This is a genomic window from Pedobacter petrophilus, from assembly GCF_009674725.1.
GTDB classification, from domain to species: domain Bacteria; phylum Bacteroidota; class Bacteroidia; order Sphingobacteriales; family Sphingobacteriaceae; genus Pedobacter; species Pedobacter petrophilus.
This window is the reverse complement of record NZ_WKKH01000017.1, coordinates 33,792-53,288: the sequence shown is the minus strand read 5'-3', so window position 1 is coordinate 53,288 and position 19,497 is coordinate 33,792. Positions and strand designations below refer to the sequence as shown.

The 19,497-nt window shown below is 37.2% G+C and carries 20 protein-coding genes and 2 tRNA genes; 14 read left to right on the top strand and 8 right to left on the bottom strand.

Annotated elements, in window-relative coordinates; genetic code table 11:
* Window positions 1–3: 3 nt before the first annotated feature.
* Together panD and panC are read right to left on the bottom strand one after the other, a co-directional pair.
* Entirely contained in the window at window positions 4–354 is a 351-nt protein-coding gene (gene panD / locus GJU39_RS12420) for an aspartate 1-decarboxylase (protein WP_131028219.1), read from the bottom strand.
* A 167-nt stretch (window positions 355–521) separates the two neighbouring features.
* On the bottom strand, window positions 522–1,367 hold the full coding sequence (gene panC, locus GJU39_RS12415; RefSeq protein ID WP_154281120.1) for a pantoate--beta-alanine ligase: 846 nt from the start codon (window positions 1,365–1,367) through the stop codon (window positions 522–524).
* Between the two features lie 148 nt (window positions 1,368–1,515).
* On the opposite strand from panC, the gene GJU39_RS12410 reads away from it, so the two are divergent.
* The 3 genes from GJU39_RS12410 (at window position 1,516) to glmS (ending at window position 5,705) form a co-directional block, all read left to right on the top strand.
* Entirely contained in the window at window positions 1,516–2,340 is an 825-nt protein-coding gene (locus GJU39_RS12410) for a glycogen/starch synthase (protein ID WP_154281119.1), read from the top strand.
* A gap of 21 nt (window positions 2,341–2,361) precedes the next feature.
* Window positions 2,362–3,741 (top strand): DUF4270 domain-containing protein, encoded by a 1,380-nt coding sequence (locus tag GJU39_RS12405; RefSeq protein ID WP_154281118.1) that lies wholly within the window; start codon window positions 2,362–2,364, stop codon window positions 3,739–3,741.
* A gap of 125 nt (window positions 3,742–3,866) precedes the next feature.
* The gene (gene glmS / locus GJU39_RS12400) at window positions 3,867–5,705 is read left to right on the top strand and encodes a glutamine--fructose-6-phosphate transaminase (isomerizing) (RefSeq protein WP_154281117.1); all 1,839 of its coding nucleotides are present in this window, start codon (window positions 3,867–3,869) and stop codon (window positions 5,703–5,705) included.
* A 34-nt stretch (window positions 5,706–5,739) separates the two neighbouring features.
* Here glmS and GJU39_RS12395 read toward each other — a convergent pair whose 3' ends face one another.
* The 3 genes from GJU39_RS12395 to mutY are packed head-to-tail and all read right to left on the bottom strand — an operon-like array spanning window position 5,740 to window position 8,379.
* Complete coding sequence (locus tag GJU39_RS12395; RefSeq protein WP_154281116.1) at window positions 5,740–6,819, bottom strand: hypothetical protein; 1,080 nt, start codon at window positions 6,817–6,819, stop codon at window positions 5,740–5,742.
* 6 nt (window positions 6,820–6,825) lie between these two features.
* Window positions 6,826–7,266, bottom strand: coding sequence for a single-stranded DNA-binding protein (locus tag GJU39_RS12390; protein ID WP_154281115.1), 441 nt, complete (start codon window positions 7,264–7,266; stop codon window positions 6,826–6,828).
* A 48-nt stretch (window positions 7,267–7,314) separates the two neighbouring features.
* Entirely contained in the window at window positions 7,315–8,379 is a 1,065-nt protein-coding gene (gene mutY / locus GJU39_RS12385) for an A/G-specific adenine glycosylase (RefSeq protein ID WP_154281114.1), read from the bottom strand.
* Window positions 8,380–8,547: 168 nt separating this feature from the next.
* On the opposite strand from mutY, the gene GJU39_RS12380 reads away from it, so the two are divergent.
* The 10 genes from GJU39_RS12380 to frr all read left to right on the top strand — a co-directional run bounded on the left by GJU39_RS12380 (window position 8,548) and on the right by frr (window position 17,193).
* A complete protein-coding gene (locus GJU39_RS12380; RefSeq protein WP_010601128.1) occupies window positions 8,548–8,850 on the top strand; it encodes an HU family DNA-binding protein in 303 nt (100 codons plus the stop codon).
* Between the two features lie 8 nt (window positions 8,851–8,858).
* Window positions 8,859–9,737: a tetratricopeptide repeat protein gene (locus tag GJU39_RS12375; RefSeq protein WP_154281113.1), complete on the top strand. Its 879-nt coding sequence runs from the start codon at window positions 8,859–8,861 to the stop codon at window positions 9,735–9,737.
* A 286-nt stretch (window positions 9,738–10,023) separates the two neighbouring features.
* Window positions 10,024–11,574: an Rne/Rng family ribonuclease gene (locus GJU39_RS12370; protein ID WP_154281112.1), complete on the top strand. Its 1,551-nt coding sequence runs from the start codon at window positions 10,024–10,026 to the stop codon at window positions 11,572–11,574.
* A gap of 212 nt (window positions 11,575–11,786) precedes the next feature.
* A complete protein-coding gene (gene rplM / locus GJU39_RS12365; RefSeq protein WP_131557562.1) occupies window positions 11,787–12,230 on the top strand; it encodes a 50S ribosomal protein L13 in 444 nt (147 codons plus the stop codon).
* Window positions 12,231–12,233: 3 nt separating this feature from the next.
* Window positions 12,234–12,620, top strand: coding sequence for a 30S ribosomal protein S9 (gene rpsI / locus GJU39_RS12360; RefSeq protein ID WP_154281111.1), 387 nt, complete (start codon window positions 12,234–12,236; stop codon window positions 12,618–12,620).
* 18 nt (window positions 12,621–12,638) lie between these two features.
* The gene (gene rpsB / locus GJU39_RS12355) at window positions 12,639–13,472 is read left to right on the top strand and encodes a 30S ribosomal protein S2 (RefSeq protein WP_154281110.1); all 834 of its coding nucleotides are present in this window, start codon (window positions 12,639–12,641) and stop codon (window positions 13,470–13,472) included.
* A 101-nt stretch (window positions 13,473–13,573) separates the two neighbouring features.
* Window positions 13,574–14,419: a translation elongation factor Ts gene (gene tsf, locus GJU39_RS12350; protein WP_154281109.1), complete on the top strand. Its 846-nt coding sequence runs from the start codon at window positions 13,574–13,576 to the stop codon at window positions 14,417–14,419.
* 310 nt (window positions 14,420–14,729) lie between these two features.
* Window positions 14,730–15,821: an N-acetylglucosamine-6-phosphate deacetylase gene (gene nagA / locus GJU39_RS12345; RefSeq protein WP_154281108.1), complete on the top strand. Its 1,092-nt coding sequence runs from the start codon at window positions 14,730–14,732 to the stop codon at window positions 15,819–15,821.
* Between the two features lie 64 nt (window positions 15,822–15,885).
* Window positions 15,886–16,590: a UMP kinase gene (pyrH, locus tag GJU39_RS12340; protein WP_154281107.1), complete on the top strand. Its 705-nt coding sequence runs from the start codon at window positions 15,886–15,888 to the stop codon at window positions 16,588–16,590.
* A gap of 39 nt (window positions 16,591–16,629) precedes the next feature.
* Entirely contained in the window at window positions 16,630–17,193 is a 564-nt protein-coding gene (frr, locus tag GJU39_RS12335; RefSeq protein ID WP_154281106.1) for a ribosome recycling factor, read from the top strand.
* A gap of 52 nt (window positions 17,194–17,245) precedes the next feature.
* On the opposite strand, the gene GJU39_RS12330 is transcribed toward frr, so the two are convergent.
* The 3 genes from GJU39_RS12330 to GJU39_RS12320 form a co-directional block, all read right to left on the bottom strand.
* Window positions 17,246–18,265: a LacI family DNA-binding transcriptional regulator gene (locus GJU39_RS12330; RefSeq protein WP_154281105.1), complete on the bottom strand. Its 1,020-nt coding sequence runs from the start codon at window positions 18,263–18,265 to the stop codon at window positions 17,246–17,248.
* Between the two features lie 151 nt (window positions 18,266–18,416).
* Window positions 18,417–18,560: transfer RNA gene (locus GJU39_RS12325), tRNA-Asp, on the bottom strand.
* A gap of 74 nt (window positions 18,561–18,634) precedes the next feature.
* Window positions 18,635–18,744: transfer RNA gene (locus GJU39_RS12320), tRNA-Asp, on the bottom strand.
* 156 nt (window positions 18,745–18,900) lie between these two features.
* On the opposite strand from GJU39_RS12320, the gene GJU39_RS12315 reads away from it, so the two are divergent.
* Window positions 18,901–19,377 carry an Lrp/AsnC ligand binding domain-containing protein gene (locus tag GJU39_RS12315; protein ID WP_025145395.1) on the top strand — a complete coding sequence of 159 codons (477 nt, stop codon included), beginning with the start codon at window positions 18,901–18,903 and terminating at the stop codon, window positions 19,375–19,377.
* The last annotated feature ends 120 nt before the right edge of the window (window positions 19,378–19,497 follow it).

The following is a 19,497-nucleotide window of genomic DNA, read 5'->3' as shown; positions in this document are numbered from 1 at the left end:
ACGTTATTTCAGTAAATGATTATTGTCATCCGGAAAAACAAGGATAGGATTGTATTTCTTCGCCTCATCGATCGGAAGGCTTCCGTATGACATAATGATAAGGATATCACCTAGCTGAGCCAGGCGAGCTGTTGCACCATTTAAACAGATTGTTCCGGTACCACGTTCGCCCTTAATTACATAAGTTTCGAAACGGGCACCATTATTATTATTGACAATTTGTACCTTCTCATTAGCGATAATATTGGCCGCATCCATCAAATCTTCATCTATCGTAATACTGCCAACATAATTTAGTTCAGCTTGTGTTACTTTCACACGGTGTATTTTCGATTTTAATATTGTAATAACCATTTGGCAAAGTTAATAATCAGTTTGCAGTTTTCAGTCATCAGTTTGGAGTTTCCGGCCGAAGTGAAAAGCATCAAAACTAAAGGAAAGAAATAATCTCCATTAAACAGAACAATATAGGGGTAACCCGCAACTGTCTTAATACTAAATACTTTATTATCAAGATACGTTTACTTAATAATCATATTATCGATTAAACGTGTTGAGCCAACTTTAGCAGCAACCAATGCCACTAAATTTTCTTCATCTTTTGATGCTGCCGGCTCTAAGGTATTGCCATTGGCGATGGTAAAATAATCCAGTTCTACTCCTTCAATATCTTTATAAAAGATTTTCGCCTTTGCTTCCAGTTCCTCCAATGAATATTCATCAAAGTGTTTAACCACAAAGTGAAGAGATTCATTTAACACTAAAGAATGTTGCCTGTCAGCAGCAGATAAGTGAATATTGCGGCTACTCATTGCCAGTCCATCATCTTCCCTGATAATAGGACAGGTGATAATCTGAATAGGAAGATCAAAATATTTAACCATATTTTTGATCATCAATACCTGCTGAAAATCTTTCTGACCAAACATGGCTACATCAGGCTCTACAGCATCAAAAAGTTTTTTTACAATTTGCGTAACGCCCTGATAGTGGCCTTTTCTAAACTCACCTTCCAGTAAAAATTCTGCTTTACCGAGGTTAATGTGCCAGTTTTCGTCTTCATCTAAAGGATACATTTCCTCCACATTCGGCATGAGCACACCACTACAACCTGCACTTTCCAGCATGGCTAAATCGTGTTCAATAGGGCGGGGATATTTCTCCAGATCTTTCGGATCTGTAAATTGCGTAGGGTTTACAAAAATACTGCAGATTATGATGTCTGCATTTTGCTGGGCCAGTTTAATTAAAGAAATATGGCCATTATGCAACGCACCCATTGTAGGTACAAGTGCTATTTTTTTACCCGATTCTTTTAAAGGTTTTAAGAAAGCTTTAAGCGTTGCTTTGGTTTTAAATATTTCCAATTTGGTCTATCTAAATTAAATAGTAAAGGTGTAAATTAATCTAAACGAAACCAAACAAATGCTTGCTATATTGATAAATAGTATTATTATGCTTACCTTTGCAGCTCATTATCTTTTATTTAACTTAATATTTTCTTAGAATATGGAGATGGCAAAAACAAAGCTGCTGATTGTTACACACGAGATGTCGCCTTTCCTCGAGCTCACTAAAATTTCTGAAATCACCCGTCAACTACCACAGGCTATGCAAGAAAAAGGATTTGAAATCCGCATCTTGATGCCTAAGTTCGGCAACATCAACGAAAGAAGAAACCGTTTACACGAAGTCATCCGCTTGTCGGGAATGAACATCATTATCGACGACAATGATAATCCCTTAATTATTAAAGTAGCATCCATCCCCGCTGCACGTATGCAGGTGTATTTCCTTGATAACGAAGAATATTTTCAACGTAAGCAAGTCTTTAGAGATGCGAATGAAAAATTCTTTGACGACAATGATGAGCGTACAATTTTCTTCTGCAAAGGCGCACTGGAAACCGTTAAAAAATTAGGATGGGCTCCAGATATTGTTCACTGTCATGGTTGGATGAGCGCTTTAGTTCCTGCTTATATTAAAACTACTTATAAAAACGATCCTACTTTCAAGAATTCAAAAGTAGTGTATTCTATTTACGAAGATGGTTTTACAGAAACACTGAACGATAAATTTGCATCTAAAGCAGTAATGGCTAACATGACTGAAGAAGATACTAAAGCTTTCGTTCCGGCAGATTGCAACAGCATGCATATTGGTGCGGTAACTCACTCTGATGCAGTAGTTTTAGCAGATGAGAATCTTGATGCGGCTGTGTTAAAATTTGTTAAAGATTCCAATAAACCAACATTAGCATTTAACTTAACCGAGAATTTTGAAAACTTCTATACTTTTTATGAAGAAATTTCAAATGATGAATTGGTTTCAGTTGCTTAATCAGGTATTATTATTTTAAATATGAAATTTACAAAACAAGACTTATTAACCCTGTTGATAGGTCTTTTTCTTTTTGCATCATGTAAAAACCCAGGTGCTGTTGGCTTAGATGTTGATCCAAATGCAGCTATCGAAGGTACTTTGGTTAATAATGAGCAGATAAACTCACAAACCATTAAAGAAAACGATATTGTTACTGGTGGATTGGCCCAGCATCCGATAGGCTATATGGTTGATCCGGTTTTTGGAAAAACAGAATCTAGCCTGGCAATGGCAGTAGCACCCCCTGCTACAATGACACAGGATTTTGGCACAAATGCTACCTTAGATTCTGCCGTATTGGTTTTAAATCTGGGTACTCAGTTTTATGGAGATACCACAACTTCTAAGTACAGTATTGATGTTTATCAGCTAACCAATAAAATAACCAACTTCAAGAGTTCTGATGTACAGGCACACAACAGTACTTTATTAGGTAATTTTAACAGCAAAATATTCCCAAAAACACCAATTAAGATTTTTGATATTATTGCAGGCAAAAAAGATACTTTAAAAACAGTTAAGGCTCAGATTAGAATTCCGCTTAACAGGGCATTTATTCAAAGCACGATCTTAGCTCAGCCAGCAGCTACATTTACAACCAATGCAAAGTTTATAGATTATTTTAAAGGTTTATATGCAGAAGTGAATAAAACATCATCTACTATTGCTGGAGGTGGGGTAGCCTTTATTGATCTTGCTGCTGCCAATTCTTATGTTCAATTGGTTTATAAAAAGCCGAATACCAGTAATGGCATCGATACTACAAGTGTAAATTTCCCGATTTCGGTATCAACAGGAGTGGCGGCAAATATTAAACATGATTATACCGGTACAGATGTTCAAACACAATTAACAAATAACGCTACACAATATAATGTAACCTATTTACAAGGTTTGGTAGGTGTAAAAACAAAAATCTCTTTTCCAAATCTTGCAAACTTTACCGGTACTCATGGTAAAGTTGTGGTAAATAAGGCCGAACTGGTAGTTGATGTAAGCAATGGCTCATTTGCAAATCCTTTTGTTCCGGCAGAAAGATTGGCTTTGTATCGCTGGGATATTGCTGAACAACCTACCACATTACCTGATTATAATAGCCTGGCAAGCTCTGGTGCAACGGGCTTGTTTGGCGGCGCTTACCAATCGCTGAATAACAGATATACGTTCAATATTACAGCATATGTACAGGGCCTTATTGATAAAACAATTACCGATTATGGAACATTCTTAGCGCCATCATCTACCGCCGCTTATGACATTACTCCATCGGGTACATCAGCAGGAAGATCTGTTATCGGATCTTTTGGCAACGCAACAAATAAAATAAAACTGAACATTTATTACACTAAAATAAATTAACAGGTTTAATTCCTATAATGAACCTCAGCCCAAAATGCTGAGGTTTTTTTATGCCTGAAAAATTATTTTCATTCGGAACAATCTTTGTTTAGTATATTCGTCAACTTTAGCAATACCCCAAATTTATGTGTGGAATAGTAGGTTACATCGGTTATAGAGAGGCTTGGCCCATAGTTTTAAAAGGTCTGAAAAGATTGGAATACAGAGGTTATGACAGTGCCGGTATAGCACTAATGAATGATAGCGGACAAAGTATTTATAAAAAGGCGGGTAAAGTAGCCGTTTTAGAAGAATTTGCAGAAAATCAGGATCGTTCGGGTACTATCGGAATGGGGCACACCAGATGGGCAACACATGGTGTACCATCAGATCGAAATTCACATCCACACACTTCAAATAATGAAAAACTATCAATTATTCACAATGGTATCATCGAAAACTATGCTACTTTAAAAGAAGAATTGATGGGTCGCGGCCATGAATTTAAAAGCGATACGGACACAGAAGTACTTATTCATCTAATTGAAGAAATTCAAAAAATAGAAAACTTAGACCTGCTGGAAGCCGTTCGTTTGGCCTTACATGAGGTTAGTGGCGCTTATGCAATTGTGATTATGGATAAAGATCATCCAGATCGTTTAATTGCAGCCAGAAAAGGTAGTCCGATGGTTATTGGCGTAGGTAAAGGAGAATATTTCATCGCATCAGATGCCACACCTATTATTGAATATACCAAAAATGTAATCTATTTAAAAGACGGTGAAATCGCTCTGGTTACCAAAAATGATTTATTGGTGAAACAACTGGATAACATTGTTCAAACGCCATTAATACAAGAACTTGAGCTGAAGTTAGAAATGCTGGAAAAAGGTGGTTTTGAGCATTTTATGCTGAAAGAAATCTATGAGCAGCCGCGATCGATTAAAGACTGTATGCGTGGCCGTATTTATCCAAGCGAGGGAAAGGTTCAACTTGGCGGAATAAAAGAATTCGCAGAGAAACTTAAAAATATTGATAGAATTATTATTGTTGCCTGTGGAACTTCATGGCATGCCGGCCTTGTAGGCGAATACCTGATTGAAGAATACGCCAGAATTCCCGTTGAAGTGGAGTATGCATCTGAGTTTAGGTACCGCAACCCAATCATTACGGAGAAAGATGTAGTAATTGCGATCTCACAATCCGGAGAAACTGCAGACACCATGGCAGCTATTGAAATGGCTAAAGAACGTGGCGCTACAATTTTCGGAATTTGTAACGTAGCAGGTGCATCAATTCCGCGTTTAACGCATGCCGGTGTTTACACTCATGCTGGTCCGGAGATTGGGGTTGCTTCTACCAAGGCATTTACCGCTCAGGTAACCGTACTTACTTTAATGGCCTTTTACATGGCGCAACAAAGGGGAACCATTACAGAATCGAAAATGATAGAGCTTTTAACAGAGTTGGATCATATTCCGGAAAAAATTCAAAAAGCGCTGGAATCAGATAAATTAATTAAAGAGGTTGCAGAGAAAATTAAAGATTCTCGTAATTGCTTATTTCTTGGTCGCGGGAGCGGATTTCCGGTTGCATTAGAAGGCGCTTTAAAGCTTAAGGAGATCTCTTATATCCATGCTGAAGGTTATCCTGCAGCAGAGATGAAACATGGCCCCATCGCCTTAATTGATGAAGAAATGCCTGTAGTTTTTATCGCTACTCAAAATTCATCATACGAGAAGGTAATCAGCAACATTCAGGAAGTAAAAGCCAGAAAAGGTAAAGTAATTGCAATTGTTACTGAAGGCGATACAGAAGTGAAGAAGATGGCAGATTACTGTATTGAAATTCCGGATGCAAATGAAGCATTTCTACCCCTTTTGGCTACTATTCCATTACAACTTCTATCTTACCATATTGCGGTTTTAAGAGGGTGTAACATCGATCAGCCAAGAAACCTGGCGAAATCTGTAACGGTTGAATAAAAAAGATCCAGACCTATCTCCAGGTGAGGTAGGTCTAATGATAAAGCTTCTTATACTTTAGTTTTTTTCTATCATCCCACGTGATATACAACTCGTTTTCGCTTAAATAAGTAATCCTTCCACTAACCCTTTTCTTCGGATACATAACTGTAATAAGACTATCTTTTAATTCATACCTGGCTAAGTCACTATCCGGATCAACATCATAACAATAACGTTCTCTGATTTCAAAAGTATGTTGTCTTTGTGAGGATGAAGTTGTCTGCCATCTCCCGTAAATGGTATATGGAGCAATCTTTTCCGGTATCTTCTTCCCAATTTTCAGGCTCCAGGAACTTCCACTTTCATGCTGCGCCTGCCGATTGTAGCTGGTATCTACAGCCATGAGAAAGGCCGTCTTGTTGTAAATTTTTTGCAGTTTACCTAGTGAATCAATAATTATAATCTTAAAACCAGACGGGAATTTTGAATTATTCCAAGAGGGAATAGGTGTTCTCACTGTGTTATAACTACCGGAAGCTAATTTTAAAGTATCAATGCGGTTAAATTCGTTATCTAAACTGGTATCGCCTGCCAATTCTACGTCGGAATATTTAAAATTCACAACCACAGTTAACTGATGTACACTTTGATTGTATAAATCTATGGTTTTAAAGTCTTCTTCGTAAGTGGGTTGTTGTCTCTCCTGAGTGGTGGCAACGAACGCGAAGATTGAGATCAAAGCTATAAACCTGATTATAGATGGCCTGGATGTGGCAAAAGGCGGTTTAAAAAAGGTGATGTAAGAGGCTAATACACTAATGAAGGCAATATAATCTGTATAATCTACTGTGCGAAAAGTTTGAAAACCAAAAAGATTTATAAAGTTAATCAGCGGTTGTGAATGGCCGGATTTCCAAAACAAAAATATGATGACTGTTGATAAATGAATAAAATTAATACGTTTCGGAAAAACAGCGCTCCAAAAAAATGGGAAAGCAAACAGACCTGCAAAATCTGAGAGCTTTCCCGTTAATTCGTTATGAAAATATGCTTTTAAAAAGAAATCATTCGTGAGCAGTAAAATTATAGAAAGTAAAAAGATAGGATGAAGAAGCTTATCTCTACTGCTCATCACAAATTAAAAAGGCAAATCACCATTTTCATCTGATGGGCCGATGGTAAACTCATCTTCAATTTTACGTTCTGCCGGGGCCTGATGAATGGTTGCCGTAGGACTCTGCTCGAAGTCGCTTTTGCGGCCTAGCATGGTGAAGTTTTCCGCAACAATTTCAGTTACATACTTTTTAACTTTTTCCTTATCCTCGAAAGACCTTGTTCTTAGCTTACCTTCAATATAAACGAGTTTTCCTTTTTGCAGATATTTAGAAGCAACCTCAGCAAGGCCTCTCCACAATACAATGTTGTGCCATTCCGTTTGTTCTACTCGTTTTCCATCTTTATTGTAGGTTTCTGACGTTGCAAGAGGGAAACTTGCTACGGTAACGCCACCATCTAAATGACGTACTTCAGGGTCTTTGCCCAAATGGCCTACTAAAATAACTTTGTTAATGCCAGACATAAATATTTTTGGTTAGTTTTTTAAAATTATAAATTAAATGGATCATGGTTAGTTAGTCCATTCCGTATTTAGAAGATATTCTGTTGTGAAATCGTGAATAACTTTTGGCTGCGGCAATTCATTTAATCTACTTAAAGAAACCCAATTAAGTTCCTTTTGTTTATCAATGTTAAATATATAATTATTTAATACAAAAAAGTGTATATGGATAATTTGGTGGGTTAATATATGTCTTTTATTTACAAGCGGGATAAACTCAGCATTTGCCCCAAAAGTTTCGGTTACGGTTTCCGCGAATGACGAACTGTTTAAGTTTATTTCTTCTACTGTTTCAATAGAGGGAAAATCGAAAAGATGTTGCCAGATGTCACCTGCCTGCCTTTCGTGCACCAAAACTTCCCCATCATTTTCACAAATAAAATAACTGATATAACGGTGTTTCTGCGCCGCTTTACGAAGCTTAACCGGTAGTAAATTAACCTGATGATGAGTGAAAGCAAAACAAGTTTGGTTTAATGGACAAATACTACAATTTGGAGATTTTGGCTTACATTGAATGGCACCGAATTCCATAATTGATTGATTATAGGTTGCCGGATCTTCCTGATAAAGAAGTTCATTAGCGAGCTTAAAAAATTCCTTTTTTCCTGCCGGAGCATTTATAGGGGTTTCAATGCCGAAGTACCTGGCCAATACCCTGAATACATTCCCATCTACTACCGCCCTGGCCTCACCAGAAGAAAAAGATGAGATTGCAGCAGCTGTATATTCACCAATTCCTTTCAATTTGATGAGGTCATCATGCCTGGTTGGGAACATTCCATTGAAATTATTCACTACATTTTGAGCAGTAGCATGCATGTTTCTCCCACGGGAGTAATAGCCCAAACCTTGCCAAAGTTTTAAAACTCTGGTTTCCGTGGCAGCAGCAAAGTCTCCTACAGTAGGGAAATTTTCTAAAAAACTATTGAAGTAAGGAAGGCCCTGTTCTACCCTTGTTTGCTGGAGTATAATCTCTGATAACCAAATGGTATAAGCATCGTTTGTGTGCCTCCAGGGCAAATCTCTTTTATTATTTTGATACCAATTTATCAGTTCAAGCTGGAATGTCATTGATGCAAATTACGGCGTATTTATTGGATAAAAAAAAATCTTGCATTTGCCTGATATCTCAGGAGATAAAAAAATCATCTTTTATTTCCCTATCTCATTAAAAAGCAATACTTTTGCAACCCCAAAACAGTTATAATATTAAAACACAATATATATAAATAAGTAAATATGACTAAGGCAGATATTATTTCAGAAATATCAACAAAAACCGGAATTGAGAAGGTTGATGTACAGGAAACAGTTGAGGCATTTTTCAAGGTTATCAAAACAAGCATGATTGGCGGTGAAAATGTATACGTAAGAGGCTTCGGAAGCTTTGTTGTTAAGAAGAGAGCACAAAAAACTGCTAGAAACATCTCTAAAAACACTGCAATAATTATCCCAGAACACTTTGTACCCAGCTTTAAACCAGCAAAAGTTTTTGTTGATAAAGTTAAAAGCAACTCTAAAAAAATTAGTGTAGAAGCCTAAGTCTTATTATGAATAGCAGCATCAGATCGAAACAAATCATCATTATTGGAGCAGTTTTATTGCTTGTTGCTTTTTTATTCACGAGAGACATTAAGGGTTTGGTTAAACCAACAGAAGAAAATGGCAAGATGCCTGCCGGCGAACAAATGGCTGGCACAGCATCAACACCATCTACTGCAGTTCTAAGCATCGAAACTTCTTCTATAGCGGCTAAGAATGTACTCAACAAGAATTTGGCTACAGATATTACAGCATTAGAAAACAGTTACAAAGGTGCTAAAGGCGCAGAAAAAATTGAAGTAGCGAAACAATTGGCGCAGAAATGGGACGATGTGGAGCAAATTACTCCATCAGCACTTTATTTAGAAGTGATTGCACAGGGAGAACCATCATCTAAAACATGGTTAGCCGCAGGAAATCAGTTCATGAAGGCTTTTGAGAGTACCCAAGATAGCTTGGCTCAACCTGCATTATTGCAGAAGGCCAATACATCTTACAAAAATGTGTTAGAGAAAGATGCAAATAACATTGAGGCTAAAACAGGCTTAGGCATAACGATAGTAAATGGCTTAGGAGCACCAATGCAAGGAATTGCAATGTTGCTTGAGGTTGTTGCTAAAGAGCCAAAAAATGTTAAAGCAAATATGAATTTAGGAATCTTCTCTATAAAATCAGGCCAGTTCGACAAAGCAATTCCCCGTTTCAATACGGTTATTGCAATTGCTCCTACCCCTGAAGCCTATTTTTATTTAGGAACAGCTTTAGAAAATTTAGGCAAGAACAAAGAAGCAATGGATGCTTATTTATCAAGCAAAAAATTAGCAGCGAACCCAACCTTATCATCATTCATTGATAAGAAAGTAGCTGAACTAAAGAATAAAAATTAATTAACGGATTAATAAAAACATTTAAAACTTAAAATTATGCCAAGCGGTAAGAAAAGAAAAAGACATAAAATGGCTACCCACAAACGTAAGAAACGTTTAAGAAAAAACAGACATAAGAAAAAATAGATTCTTATTTTGATAAAAGCCCTTTAAACCTCATAGTAAAACCTGTGAGGTTTAAAGTATTTATATGATTTTTTTGATTTCGTATAAAGTTGGCTATATCAGGTTTTTTTCTCGTTTACTATCCATTTGTTAATAGGCGATAGCCTTAAATCTGTAGCTGTTGGTAAAAGAATTAATTATCAATTCGACTCCTGCCGGAGTTACCATAGCTTTGATTGAAGACAAACAACTTGTTGAGCTTCACAAAGAACAAATCAATACTAACTACGCCGTAGGCGATATTTATTTAGGTCGCATTAAAAAAATTATGCCTGGCCTGAATGCCGCTTTTGTGGATGTTGGTTATGAAAAAGATGCTTTTTTGCATTATTTTGATTTGGGCCCTCAGGTTCAATCTTTAATTAAGCTAACTAAAATCAAGCGTAATGGCTCGGTTACAGGCACATTATTAGATAATTTAAAGCTCGAAGCCGATATTAATAAGGCAGGCAAAATTTCTGATGTGCTGGCAAAAAACATGCTCCTCCCTGTACAAATTGCTAAAGAGCCAATTTCTACAAAAGGACCACGTTTGAGCTCCGACATTTCGATTGCCGGCAGGTATGTGGTACTGGTGCCATTCTCCAATACCATATCTGTATCAAAAAAGATTAAAAGTAATACCGAACGTAATCGTTTAAAGAAGATTATAGAAAGTATTAAACCTCAAAATTTTGGGGTAATTATCAGAACCGTTTCTGAAGGCCGCGGAGTTGCCGAAATGCAAAAAGATTTATTAGATCTGATTGCAAAGTGGGAAAACTTCATTAAAAAGGTACCTTCAACTGAACCTTCAAAAAGGGTTTGGGGAGAAATGGACAGATCATCAACGTTAATACGTGATATTCTGAATCCTGATTTTACAAACGTTTACGTGAGTACGCCGGAGCTGTTCGATGATATTCGTTCTTATGTACATGATATTTCTCCTGAAATGGAAAAAATCGTGAAATTGTACAAACAGAAAGAACCCATTTTCGATCATTTTGGAATAGAAAAGCAAATTAAAAATGCTTTCGGAAAAACCGTAAACTTACCAGGTGGCGCTTATTTGGTAGTAGAGCACACCGAAGCACTTCACGTAATAGACGTGAATAGCGGGAACCGTACAGCCAGTAAAGAAAACCAGGAGGAAAATGCTTTACAGGTAAATAAAGAGGCGGCAAAAGAAATTGCCCGTCAATTGCGCTTGCGTGATATGGGCGGCATTGTGGTAATCGATTTTATCGATATGCACAAGCCAACAAACCGTAAAATGCTATTCGATTATTTGCGCGAGCTGATGTTATTGGATAGAGCCAAACACACCATTTTGCCTCCAAGCAAATTTGGTTTGGTACAAATCACCAGACAACGCGTTCGTCCGGAGATGAATATTGTTACGGTAGAAAAATGTCCGGCTTGTGGTGGAACCGGAGAAATTAAAGCAAGTATTGTTTTAATGGATGATATTGAGAACAACCTTAATTATATTTTACGTGAGCAAAATGAAAAAGGCGTAACACTAAGTGTTCACCCTTATATTGAAGCTTATATTACTAAAGGAATCTTGAACTTACAACGCCGCTGGTTTTTTAAATATGGCCAGTGGATTAAAGTTAAAGCACAATCATCATACTATTTAAATGAATTTCATTTTATCTCATCTAAGGATGAAGAAATAAAATTGTAGTTTAAAAAACATATTGTAGAAAGCCTGGATTGTAAAATTCAGGCTTTTTGCTTTCAGTACCACCTGCAACACTCATTTCTTCTCTCCTGGTCCTCACAAAAGAATGTAAACTTTTTTCCATCAACTATTTGATAATAAAAGTATTCTGTCTATCTTTGCAGTCCCAATTTTAATGGGAATAATAAATTGTTTAATAAATTAAATACAAGCAAGTGAATACGTTAAGTTACAAAACTGTCTCGGCCAATGCGAAAACTGTTAACAAACAGTGGATTGTTGTTGATGCGCAAGGCGAGATTTTGGGGCGCTTGTCATCGAAGATCGCTATGATCATCCGTGGTAAAAACAAGCCTGAGTACACCCCACACGTAGATTGCGGAGATAACGTTATCGTTATCAATGCAGACAAGGTTAAATTGACAGGAAACAAATTCAGCGAAAAGCAATATGTTTCTTATACTGGTTATCCAGGTGGTCAACGTTTTATCTCTCCAAAAGAGTTAATGGCGAAACACCCTCAACGTGTAATCGAGAAAGCGGTACGTGGTATGTTACCGAAAACTAAATTGGGCAAAAAATTATACACAAACCTTTTTGTGTATGCAGGTGAAAGCCACCCACATTCAGCTCAATCTCCAAAAACCATTAAACTTTAAGAAATGTCAGTTACTAACACTTCAGGCAGAAGAAAAACAGCTGTTGCACGTATCTACTTAAAAGATGGTGCTGGCGTAATTACCGTTAACGGTAAAGATCACAAAGTATATTTCCCAACTTTACCGTTGCAATATATCGTAAACCAAAGTTTAGAGGTTTCTGAGCTTACAGGTCGTTATGATATCACTGTAAACGTTCAAGGTGGTGGAGTAAAGGGACAAGCAGAAGCTGTTCGTTTAGCTATTGCTAAAGCGATTGTTGAACTAGATGCGGAGAAAAAACCTGCTTTACGCGCTAAAGGCCTAATGACGCGTGATATGCGTATGGTTGAGCGTAAGAAACCAGGACGTGCAAAAGCTCGTAAGAAATTCCAATTCAGTAAACGTTAATCACAGGAGGCAAAGACAATGGCAAGAACAACTTATCAAGACTTATTGGATGCAGGTGTACACTTTGGTCACCTTACCCGTAAATGGAATCCAAAAATGGCTCCTTACATTTTCATGGAGCGTAATGGAATTCACATTATAGATTTAAATAAAACATTAACCAAAACTGAAGAAGCTGCGGCTGCGATTAAACAAATCGTAAAATCAGGACGTAAAGTTTTATTTGTTTCAACAAAAAAACAAGCAAAAGGAATCGTAGCTGAACAAGCTAAGAAAGTAAATATGCCTTTCGTAACCGAGCGTTGGTTAGGTGGTATGTTAACTAACTTTGCTACTGTACGTAAGTCAATCAAAAAGATGTCTAACATCGATAAAATGACTAAAGACGGTACTTATTCGATCTTATCTAAAAAAGAGCGTTTAATGATTCAGCGTGAGCGTATTAAATTAGAATCACTTTTAGGTGGTATTGCTGATTTAAACCGTTTACCTGCGGCATTATTCTTAATTGATGTTAAGAAAGAACATATCGCAGTTACGGAGGCGTTAAAATTAAACATCCCTACTTTTGCGATGGTTGATACGAACTCTGATCCATCAAACATCGATTTCCCTATTCCGGCGAATGATGATGCAACTAAATCTATCTCTTTAATTACTGATGTAATTATCAAAGCGATTGAAGAAGGTTTAGACGAACGTAAACGTGAGAAAGATGACGAAGCAGAAAAAGAAGCAGTAGCCGCTAAAGCTGCAGCTGATGCGCCTGAGGTTAAAGAGCCAAGACGCAAAAAAACTGCTGAAGCTGAAGTAGAAGGATCTTCATCAGAAGAAACTAAAACAGAAGAATAATAATCAAAGTTGTGGGTTGAGAGTTATGAGTTGTGGGTATAAACCTATAACCTTAACTTTTAACCCATAACATTTTATAAAAAATTCAAAAAACTAAAAAAATGTCTACAGTACAAATTACTGCCGCTGATGTAAATAAATTGCGCCAACAAACTGGCGCTGGTATGATGGATTGCAAAAAAGCTTTAGTAGAAGCTAATGGCGATTTCGAAGCAGCGATTGATTTATTGCGCAAAAAAGGTCAAAAAGTATCAGCTGCTCGTTCTGGCAATGCTACTTCTGAAGGCCTTGTATTGATCAGTGTATCGGCGGATGGTACAAATGGTAAATTAGTTGCTTTAGCTTGCGAAACTGAGCCAGTTTCTAAGGTTGAAGATTTCCGTAATCTGGCTCAGGCTATTTTAACAGCAGCAGTTGATAATAACCCTACTTCTATCGAAGAATTATCAGCAATTGCTCTGTCAGACGGACGTACCATTGCCGAAACTATCACTGAACTAACTGGTAAAATCGGAGAGAAAATGGTTATTCAAGAGTACGCAAACGTAACTGGAGAAAAAATCGTTTCTTATATCCACTCCAATGGCAAAATGGGCGTTTTAGTAGTTTTTGAAGGTGCTAAAGATGTAGATATTACTGAAGCAGGTAAAGACGTTGCGATGCAAATTGCAGCAATGAATCCTGTTGCGGTTGATAAAGATGGTGTTGATCCGGCTACTATTGAGCGTGAAATCGAAATTGCTAAGGATGTGATCCGTGCGGAAGGTAAACCAGAAGAAATGGTTGAGAAAATTGCTGCAGGTAAATTGAACAAATTCTACAAAGACAGTACTTTATTAAACCAGGAGTTTGTTAAAGACGGCTCTGTAGATGTTCGTAAATTTTTAGATAATACTTCTAAAGGTTTAACAGTATCTGCTTTCAAACGTGTACAATTGGGTGCATAAGCATTTATAAAATAATATAGAAATCCGGTTAGCTGCAAAGTTAACCGGATTTTTTTTGATTAAAATTTTGTGATAAAATACTTAGACGCTTCTAAAGCAGCCGCACCGCTATTGTTTCCAGTTTTTTGCAAATATCTTGTGCATTTAGTCATCCGGTGATATAGACTTAGTGCAGATATTTCATCGGATGACTATTGGGGCTATTGAAACAAAAAGGAATTCCACGCTATCGCGTTTACAATTAACATTTATAGCATAACACCAAATTAGCGATCAACTTAGTAACTTAGGCCAGTTAAAAAGTAATCTTATGTTAAATATTCCTATCGCCAGGTTTTTTGCTGACAATATTTTGCAAGAAAATAAAAGCATCAGTATTGATCATGGCAAGATCGTATCCATCACAGAAACGACAGTAAATTCAGCCATTGAATTTGTTATTCCCGGGTTGATTGATCTTCAGATCTATGGTGCCGGCGGAAGGTTATTTTCAGCAGAACCAACTGTAGAATCACTTACTATTATGGAAGATGATTTATTGAAGAAAGGTACAACTGGTTTTCTGGCCTGCATGGCTACCAATACGCCTGAGGTTTTCAATGCCTGTATTGCCGCTGCAAAAGAGTATCGTACTTATGCCAGAAACTTACTGGGTTTACATTTGGAAGGGCCGTTTTTAAATCCAAAACGATTGGGTGCTCATATCCCTGCTTACGTTAGAAAAGCAACATTAGATGAAATAAAAGAATTATTGGATCATGGTGATGGCGTGATTAAAATGATGACCATTGCACCAGAAATACACGGTGATGAAGTGATTCAATATCTTCTGGACCATAACGTTGTGGTCTCTTTGGGCCACAGTGACGCAACCTTCGAAGAAGCAACCAATGCCTATAATAGTGGAATTCAAACCACCACTCACCTTTTTAATGCGATGACCCCTATTCACCACAGGGCACCAGGCATTCCTACCGCATTTTTTAACCATAAAAATGCAATGGCAAGCATTATTGCAGATGGCCAACATGTAGATTTCGAAGTAGTCAAGTTAGCATATAAGATAGCTGGCGATCGGTTATTTTTAATTTCTGATGCCGTTACGCCTTGCACAACAGGACCATATCAACATATTGAAAAAGGGAACAGATTCGTAATGCCAGATGGCACATTATCAGGCTCCTCTTTAACCATGTTAGAAGCTATCAGAAACTGTGTAAACCATTGCGATATCGAATTACCTGAAGCGATTAAAATGGCCACTGAATATCCGGCAAAATTGATTGGCATTGAAAATCTAACTGGGAAAATAGCTATAGATCAATCCGCGAATTTATTAATATTGGATGATGATTTGAAGCTAAAGAAGGTGATATTCAAAGGTTCAAATATTTCCATCTAAATATTTACATCATTTATCGAAAAGGATAGCCAGGTATTAAAAAAATCTTAATATTTTTGAGGTCATGAAATACAAACGCATCCTGCTAAAGCTTAGCGGCGAATCGCTAATGGGCGATAAACAATACGGTATTGATAATGAACGTGTTAAGCAATACGCTGAAGATATTAAGGCTGTTCACGATAAAGGTTTGGAAATCGCAATCGTTATTGGTGGTGGAAACATTTTTAGGGGTTTAAGTGCTGAGAAAAGTGGGATGGACAGGGCCCAGGCTGATTATATGGGGATGTTAGCTACCGTAATTAACTCCATGGCTTTGCAAGATGCATTGGAAAAAGTAGGAATAAAAACCCGTTTACTTACTGCGATTAAAATGGAGCAGATTTGCGAACCGTTCATCCGCCGAAGAGCCGTACGCCATTTAGAGAAAGGTCGGGTTGTTATTTTTGGAGCAGGTACCGGTAACCCTTATTTCACCACTGATTCTGCAGCAGCTTTACGTGCCATTGAAATTAAAGCTGATGTTGTTTTAAAAGGAACCCGTGTCGATGGTATTTACACTGCTGATCCTGAAAAAGATCCTTTAGCAACAAAATATGAAGAAATTTCGTTCCGAGAAGTTTACGATAAAGGCTTGAATGTGATGGATATGACTGCTTTCACCCTTTGTGAGGAAAACCAAGTTCCGATTATTGTGTTTGACATGAATAAGCACGGAAACTTTATGAAGATTGCAAATGGCGATTCGATAGGTACTTTGGTTAAATAAGCATTTTAAATTTATTACTTTTGTAGAAATACACAAATTATGAACGAACTCATACAATTACAATTGATGGATGCTGAATCTGCTATGGATAGAGCAATCGATCATTGTGAATCTGAACTAACTAAAATTAGAGCTGGTAAAGCATCTGCAGGAATGCTTGATGGTATTTTTGTAGATTATTATGGCGCTTCTACGGCGTTGTCGCAGGTATCCAGCATCAATACTCCTGATGCAAGAACAATCGTAATTCAGCCCTGGGAAAAATCACTGTTGGTACCTATCGAAAAAGCTATTCAAGTGGCAAATATTGGTATCAATCCTCAGAATGATGGTATTGTAATCCGTTTGGTAGTACCTCCGCTAACAGAGGAACGTAGAAAAGACCTGGTTAAAAAAGTTAAGGAAGAAGCTGAACGAGGAAGAATTACAGTTCGGAATATCCGTAAGGATGCAAATACTAAAATTCAGAAGCTTAAAGGCGAAGGGGTTTCTGATGACGAGATCAAAGCCGGTGAAGGTGAAGTTCAAAAATTAACTGATGCCTATATCATTAAAGTAGATAAACACGCAGAGGTAAAAGAAAAAGATGTAATGACTGTTTAATCAGTTATATTATAAATGTAAAAGGAACAGATTAAATCACCTGTTCCTTTTTTTATGCTTTAACTTTTGCGCTGGATTCGCGGATGTTGAAGATCGTTGGAACCACTACCTCACTATATTTCTTATCTGCACTGGTTTGTTTCAATTTTTCCATCAAAGTTTTCATGATATTTTCGGCAATAGCCTCTAAAGGCTGCGCAATTGCTGTTACCGGTGGGTCACAAAATTCTAAAATTTCAAAATCATCAAAAGATACTACTGCCAGGTCTTTTTGGATACGCATGCCCATTGCCCTGAAGGTTCTCAGACCATCAAGAGTGATATAATTCGCTCCAAAGATAACTGCATCTAAATTCTTATTTGCATTAAAAAATTCAGCCATCTCCTTTATTGTCGTTGCTGATGTACTATAGTTTATCTTTTTAACAAATGGATGCAGTTGATGCTTTGCTATAGTTTCCTCATAGCCAGCCAGGCGATCTAACATCTGCAGCTGAACAGAATCAACGGTGATAAAAGCGATATTCTTATATCCGTTATCAATCAAATGCGCCGTTGCAAGAGCTGTACTTTCTTTATTATTGATAATTACATAATCAGCCTGTACATCCTGCACGTACCGATCGAACAAAACAACAGGAGCATCCGTTGCAATCAGTTTTTTAACTTCATCTTCCAGACCTTCAGGCAATGCCATGATGTAGCCGTCTACGTGCCTGTCTTTAAAAATTTGCAATAACTCTATTGCTTTAGTTGTATCATTTCTGGTACTGCTAAATAGAATTTTATAGCCAAGTTCTGAAGCTATTTCATCAATACGTTTCGCGATACCAGAGAAGAAAGGCTCTGAAATGTCATCAACCAGAAAGCCGATAATTCTTGTCTTTCCTGTCCGCAAACTTGTGGCAAGCGTATTTGGTTGATAATTTAATTTTGCTACGAGGTCTAAAACCTTCTTAGTCAATGCATCACTAATGTTCTTTTCTTTTGCTCTGCCATTAATTACAAAAGAGACAGATGTAATCGAGATGTTTAGTTGTTTAGCTATGTCTTTAATTGATACTCTCTTCATTACTGGGGACTACAAGATATTTAGTGCAATCAATCGGTAAGATAGTCATAACTGATGTAATATTTCTGATATTTTTCATAACGTTATAAAATGAAAAAGAGCAACCTATCCAGGATTGCTCAATTAACTAACTTATTATTCATAAAAAATGCTGTTGGGGAAGGAGTCGAACCTTCAAGGGGTAGTTAGCTACAGTTCAAAAAATTAATTGTGGTCAACCCAATAAACTGCGTTTGTCCCATTATTCCCCACCACCGAGACAAGGAGGCGTGTCTGCCAATTTCACCACCCAACATTATAGTCATCAGTCCGTAGTCTTTAGTCGCCAGTCTGCTTTAGACTATGAACTTTTGACTCAGGACTAAGTCGCTGTAGGGGAAGGAATCGAACCTCCAAGGAGTAGTTAGCCATTGCTGGTTTTCCCATTATTCTCCGCCACCGAGACAAGGAGGTGTGTCTGCCTGTTTCACCACCCTACAGTATGTTTAGCAATTTGTTAAAGAACGTTCCTTTTTGTTAATTGCTTGATACAAATGTAATGGAACATCTAATACCTTGCAAATATTTTAAACATTTAATTTTATTTTTATAATATTGATAAATATTTGTAAATTCGCTTATCATAATTCAAAAATATGCTCAAAAAAGACAATTCCAATTTAGAAATTGACAACCTCGATATTGATATATTGAAGCAGTTAATGCAGGACGCTACTAAACCATATACCGAAATTGCGAAAGACTTAATTGTTTCTGGCGGCACTATACACGTTAGAATGAAGAAACTGCAGGAAATGGGGATCATAAAGGGCTCACACCTGATTATAGATCCTCAAAAAGCAGGTTACGATATCTGTGCTTTTCTAGGTATTTACCTCGAAAAAGGTATTCAGTATAAAGATGCTGTTGCCCAACTTAGTAAAATTAAGGAAGTTGTAGAGCTCCATTATACTACGGGTGCTTATAGTATGTTCGCTAAAATAATTTGCAGAGATACCAATCATTTACGCCACGTACTTAATGAAGAAATTCAGGCGGTGAATGGTATTCAACGTACCGAAACGCTGATTTCGTTAGAGGAAAGTATCAAAAGACAGATTGAATTGGGTTAGTTTTACGAGTGAGTCAAGTGTCTGAAGTCTTAGTCGATAGTTAAATGTTTTAAGTCCGGTAAGTAAAAAAGCTACAGTAGTTTTCTTGCCGGGCATCTTGACACTTAATATTTCTTGATT

Coding starts and splice junctions, on each gene's coding strand:
- panD (WP_131028219.1), bottom strand. CDS start 354: ATGGTTATTACAATATTAAAATCGAAAATACACCGTGTGAAAGTAACA.
- GJU39_RS12410 (WP_154281119.1), top strand. CDS start 1,516: ATGGCAAAAACAAAGCTGCTGATTGTTACACACGAGATGTCGCCTTTC.
- GJU39_RS12405 (WP_154281118.1), top strand. CDS start 2,362: ATGAAATTTACAAAACAAGACTTATTAACCCTGTTGATAGGTCTTTTT.
- glmS (WP_154281117.1), top strand. CDS start 3,867: ATGTGTGGAATAGTAGGTTACATCGGTTATAGAGAGGCTTGGCCCATA.
- GJU39_RS12395 (WP_154281116.1), bottom strand. CDS start 6,819: ATGAGCAGTAGAGATAAGCTTCTTCATCCTATCTTTTTACTTTCTATA.
- GJU39_RS12390 (WP_154281115.1), bottom strand. CDS start 7,266: ATGTCTGGCATTAACAAAGTTATTTTAGTAGGCCATTTGGGCAAAGAC.
- mutY (WP_154281114.1), bottom strand. CDS start 8,379: ATGACATTCCAGCTTGAACTGATAAATTGGTATCAAAATAATAAAAGA.
- GJU39_RS12380 (WP_010601128.1), top strand. CDS start 8,548: ATGACTAAGGCAGATATTATTTCAGAAATATCAACAAAAACCGGAATT.
- GJU39_RS12375 (WP_154281113.1), top strand. CDS start 8,859: ATGAATAGCAGCATCAGATCGAAACAAATCATCATTATTGGAGCAGTT.
- rpsI (WP_154281111.1), top strand. CDS start 12,234: ATGTCAGTTACTAACACTTCAGGCAGAAGAAAAACAGCTGTTGCACGT.
- rpsB (WP_154281110.1), top strand. CDS start 12,639: ATGGCAAGAACAACTTATCAAGACTTATTGGATGCAGGTGTACACTTT.
- tsf (WP_154281109.1), top strand. CDS start 13,574: ATGTCTACAGTACAAATTACTGCCGCTGATGTAAATAAATTGCGCCAA.
- nagA (WP_154281108.1), top strand. CDS start 14,730: ATGTTAAATATTCCTATCGCCAGGTTTTTTGCTGACAATATTTTGCAA.
- pyrH (WP_154281107.1), top strand. CDS start 15,886: ATGAAATACAAACGCATCCTGCTAAAGCTTAGCGGCGAATCGCTAATG.
- frr (WP_154281106.1), top strand. CDS start 16,630: ATGAACGAACTCATACAATTACAATTGATGGATGCTGAATCTGCTATG.
- GJU39_RS12330 (WP_154281105.1), bottom strand. CDS start 18,265: ATGAAGAGAGTATCAATTAAAGACATAGCTAAACAACTAAACATCTCG.
- GJU39_RS12315 (WP_025145395.1), top strand. CDS start 18,901: ATGCTCAAAAAAGACAATTCCAATTTAGAAATTGACAACCTCGATATT.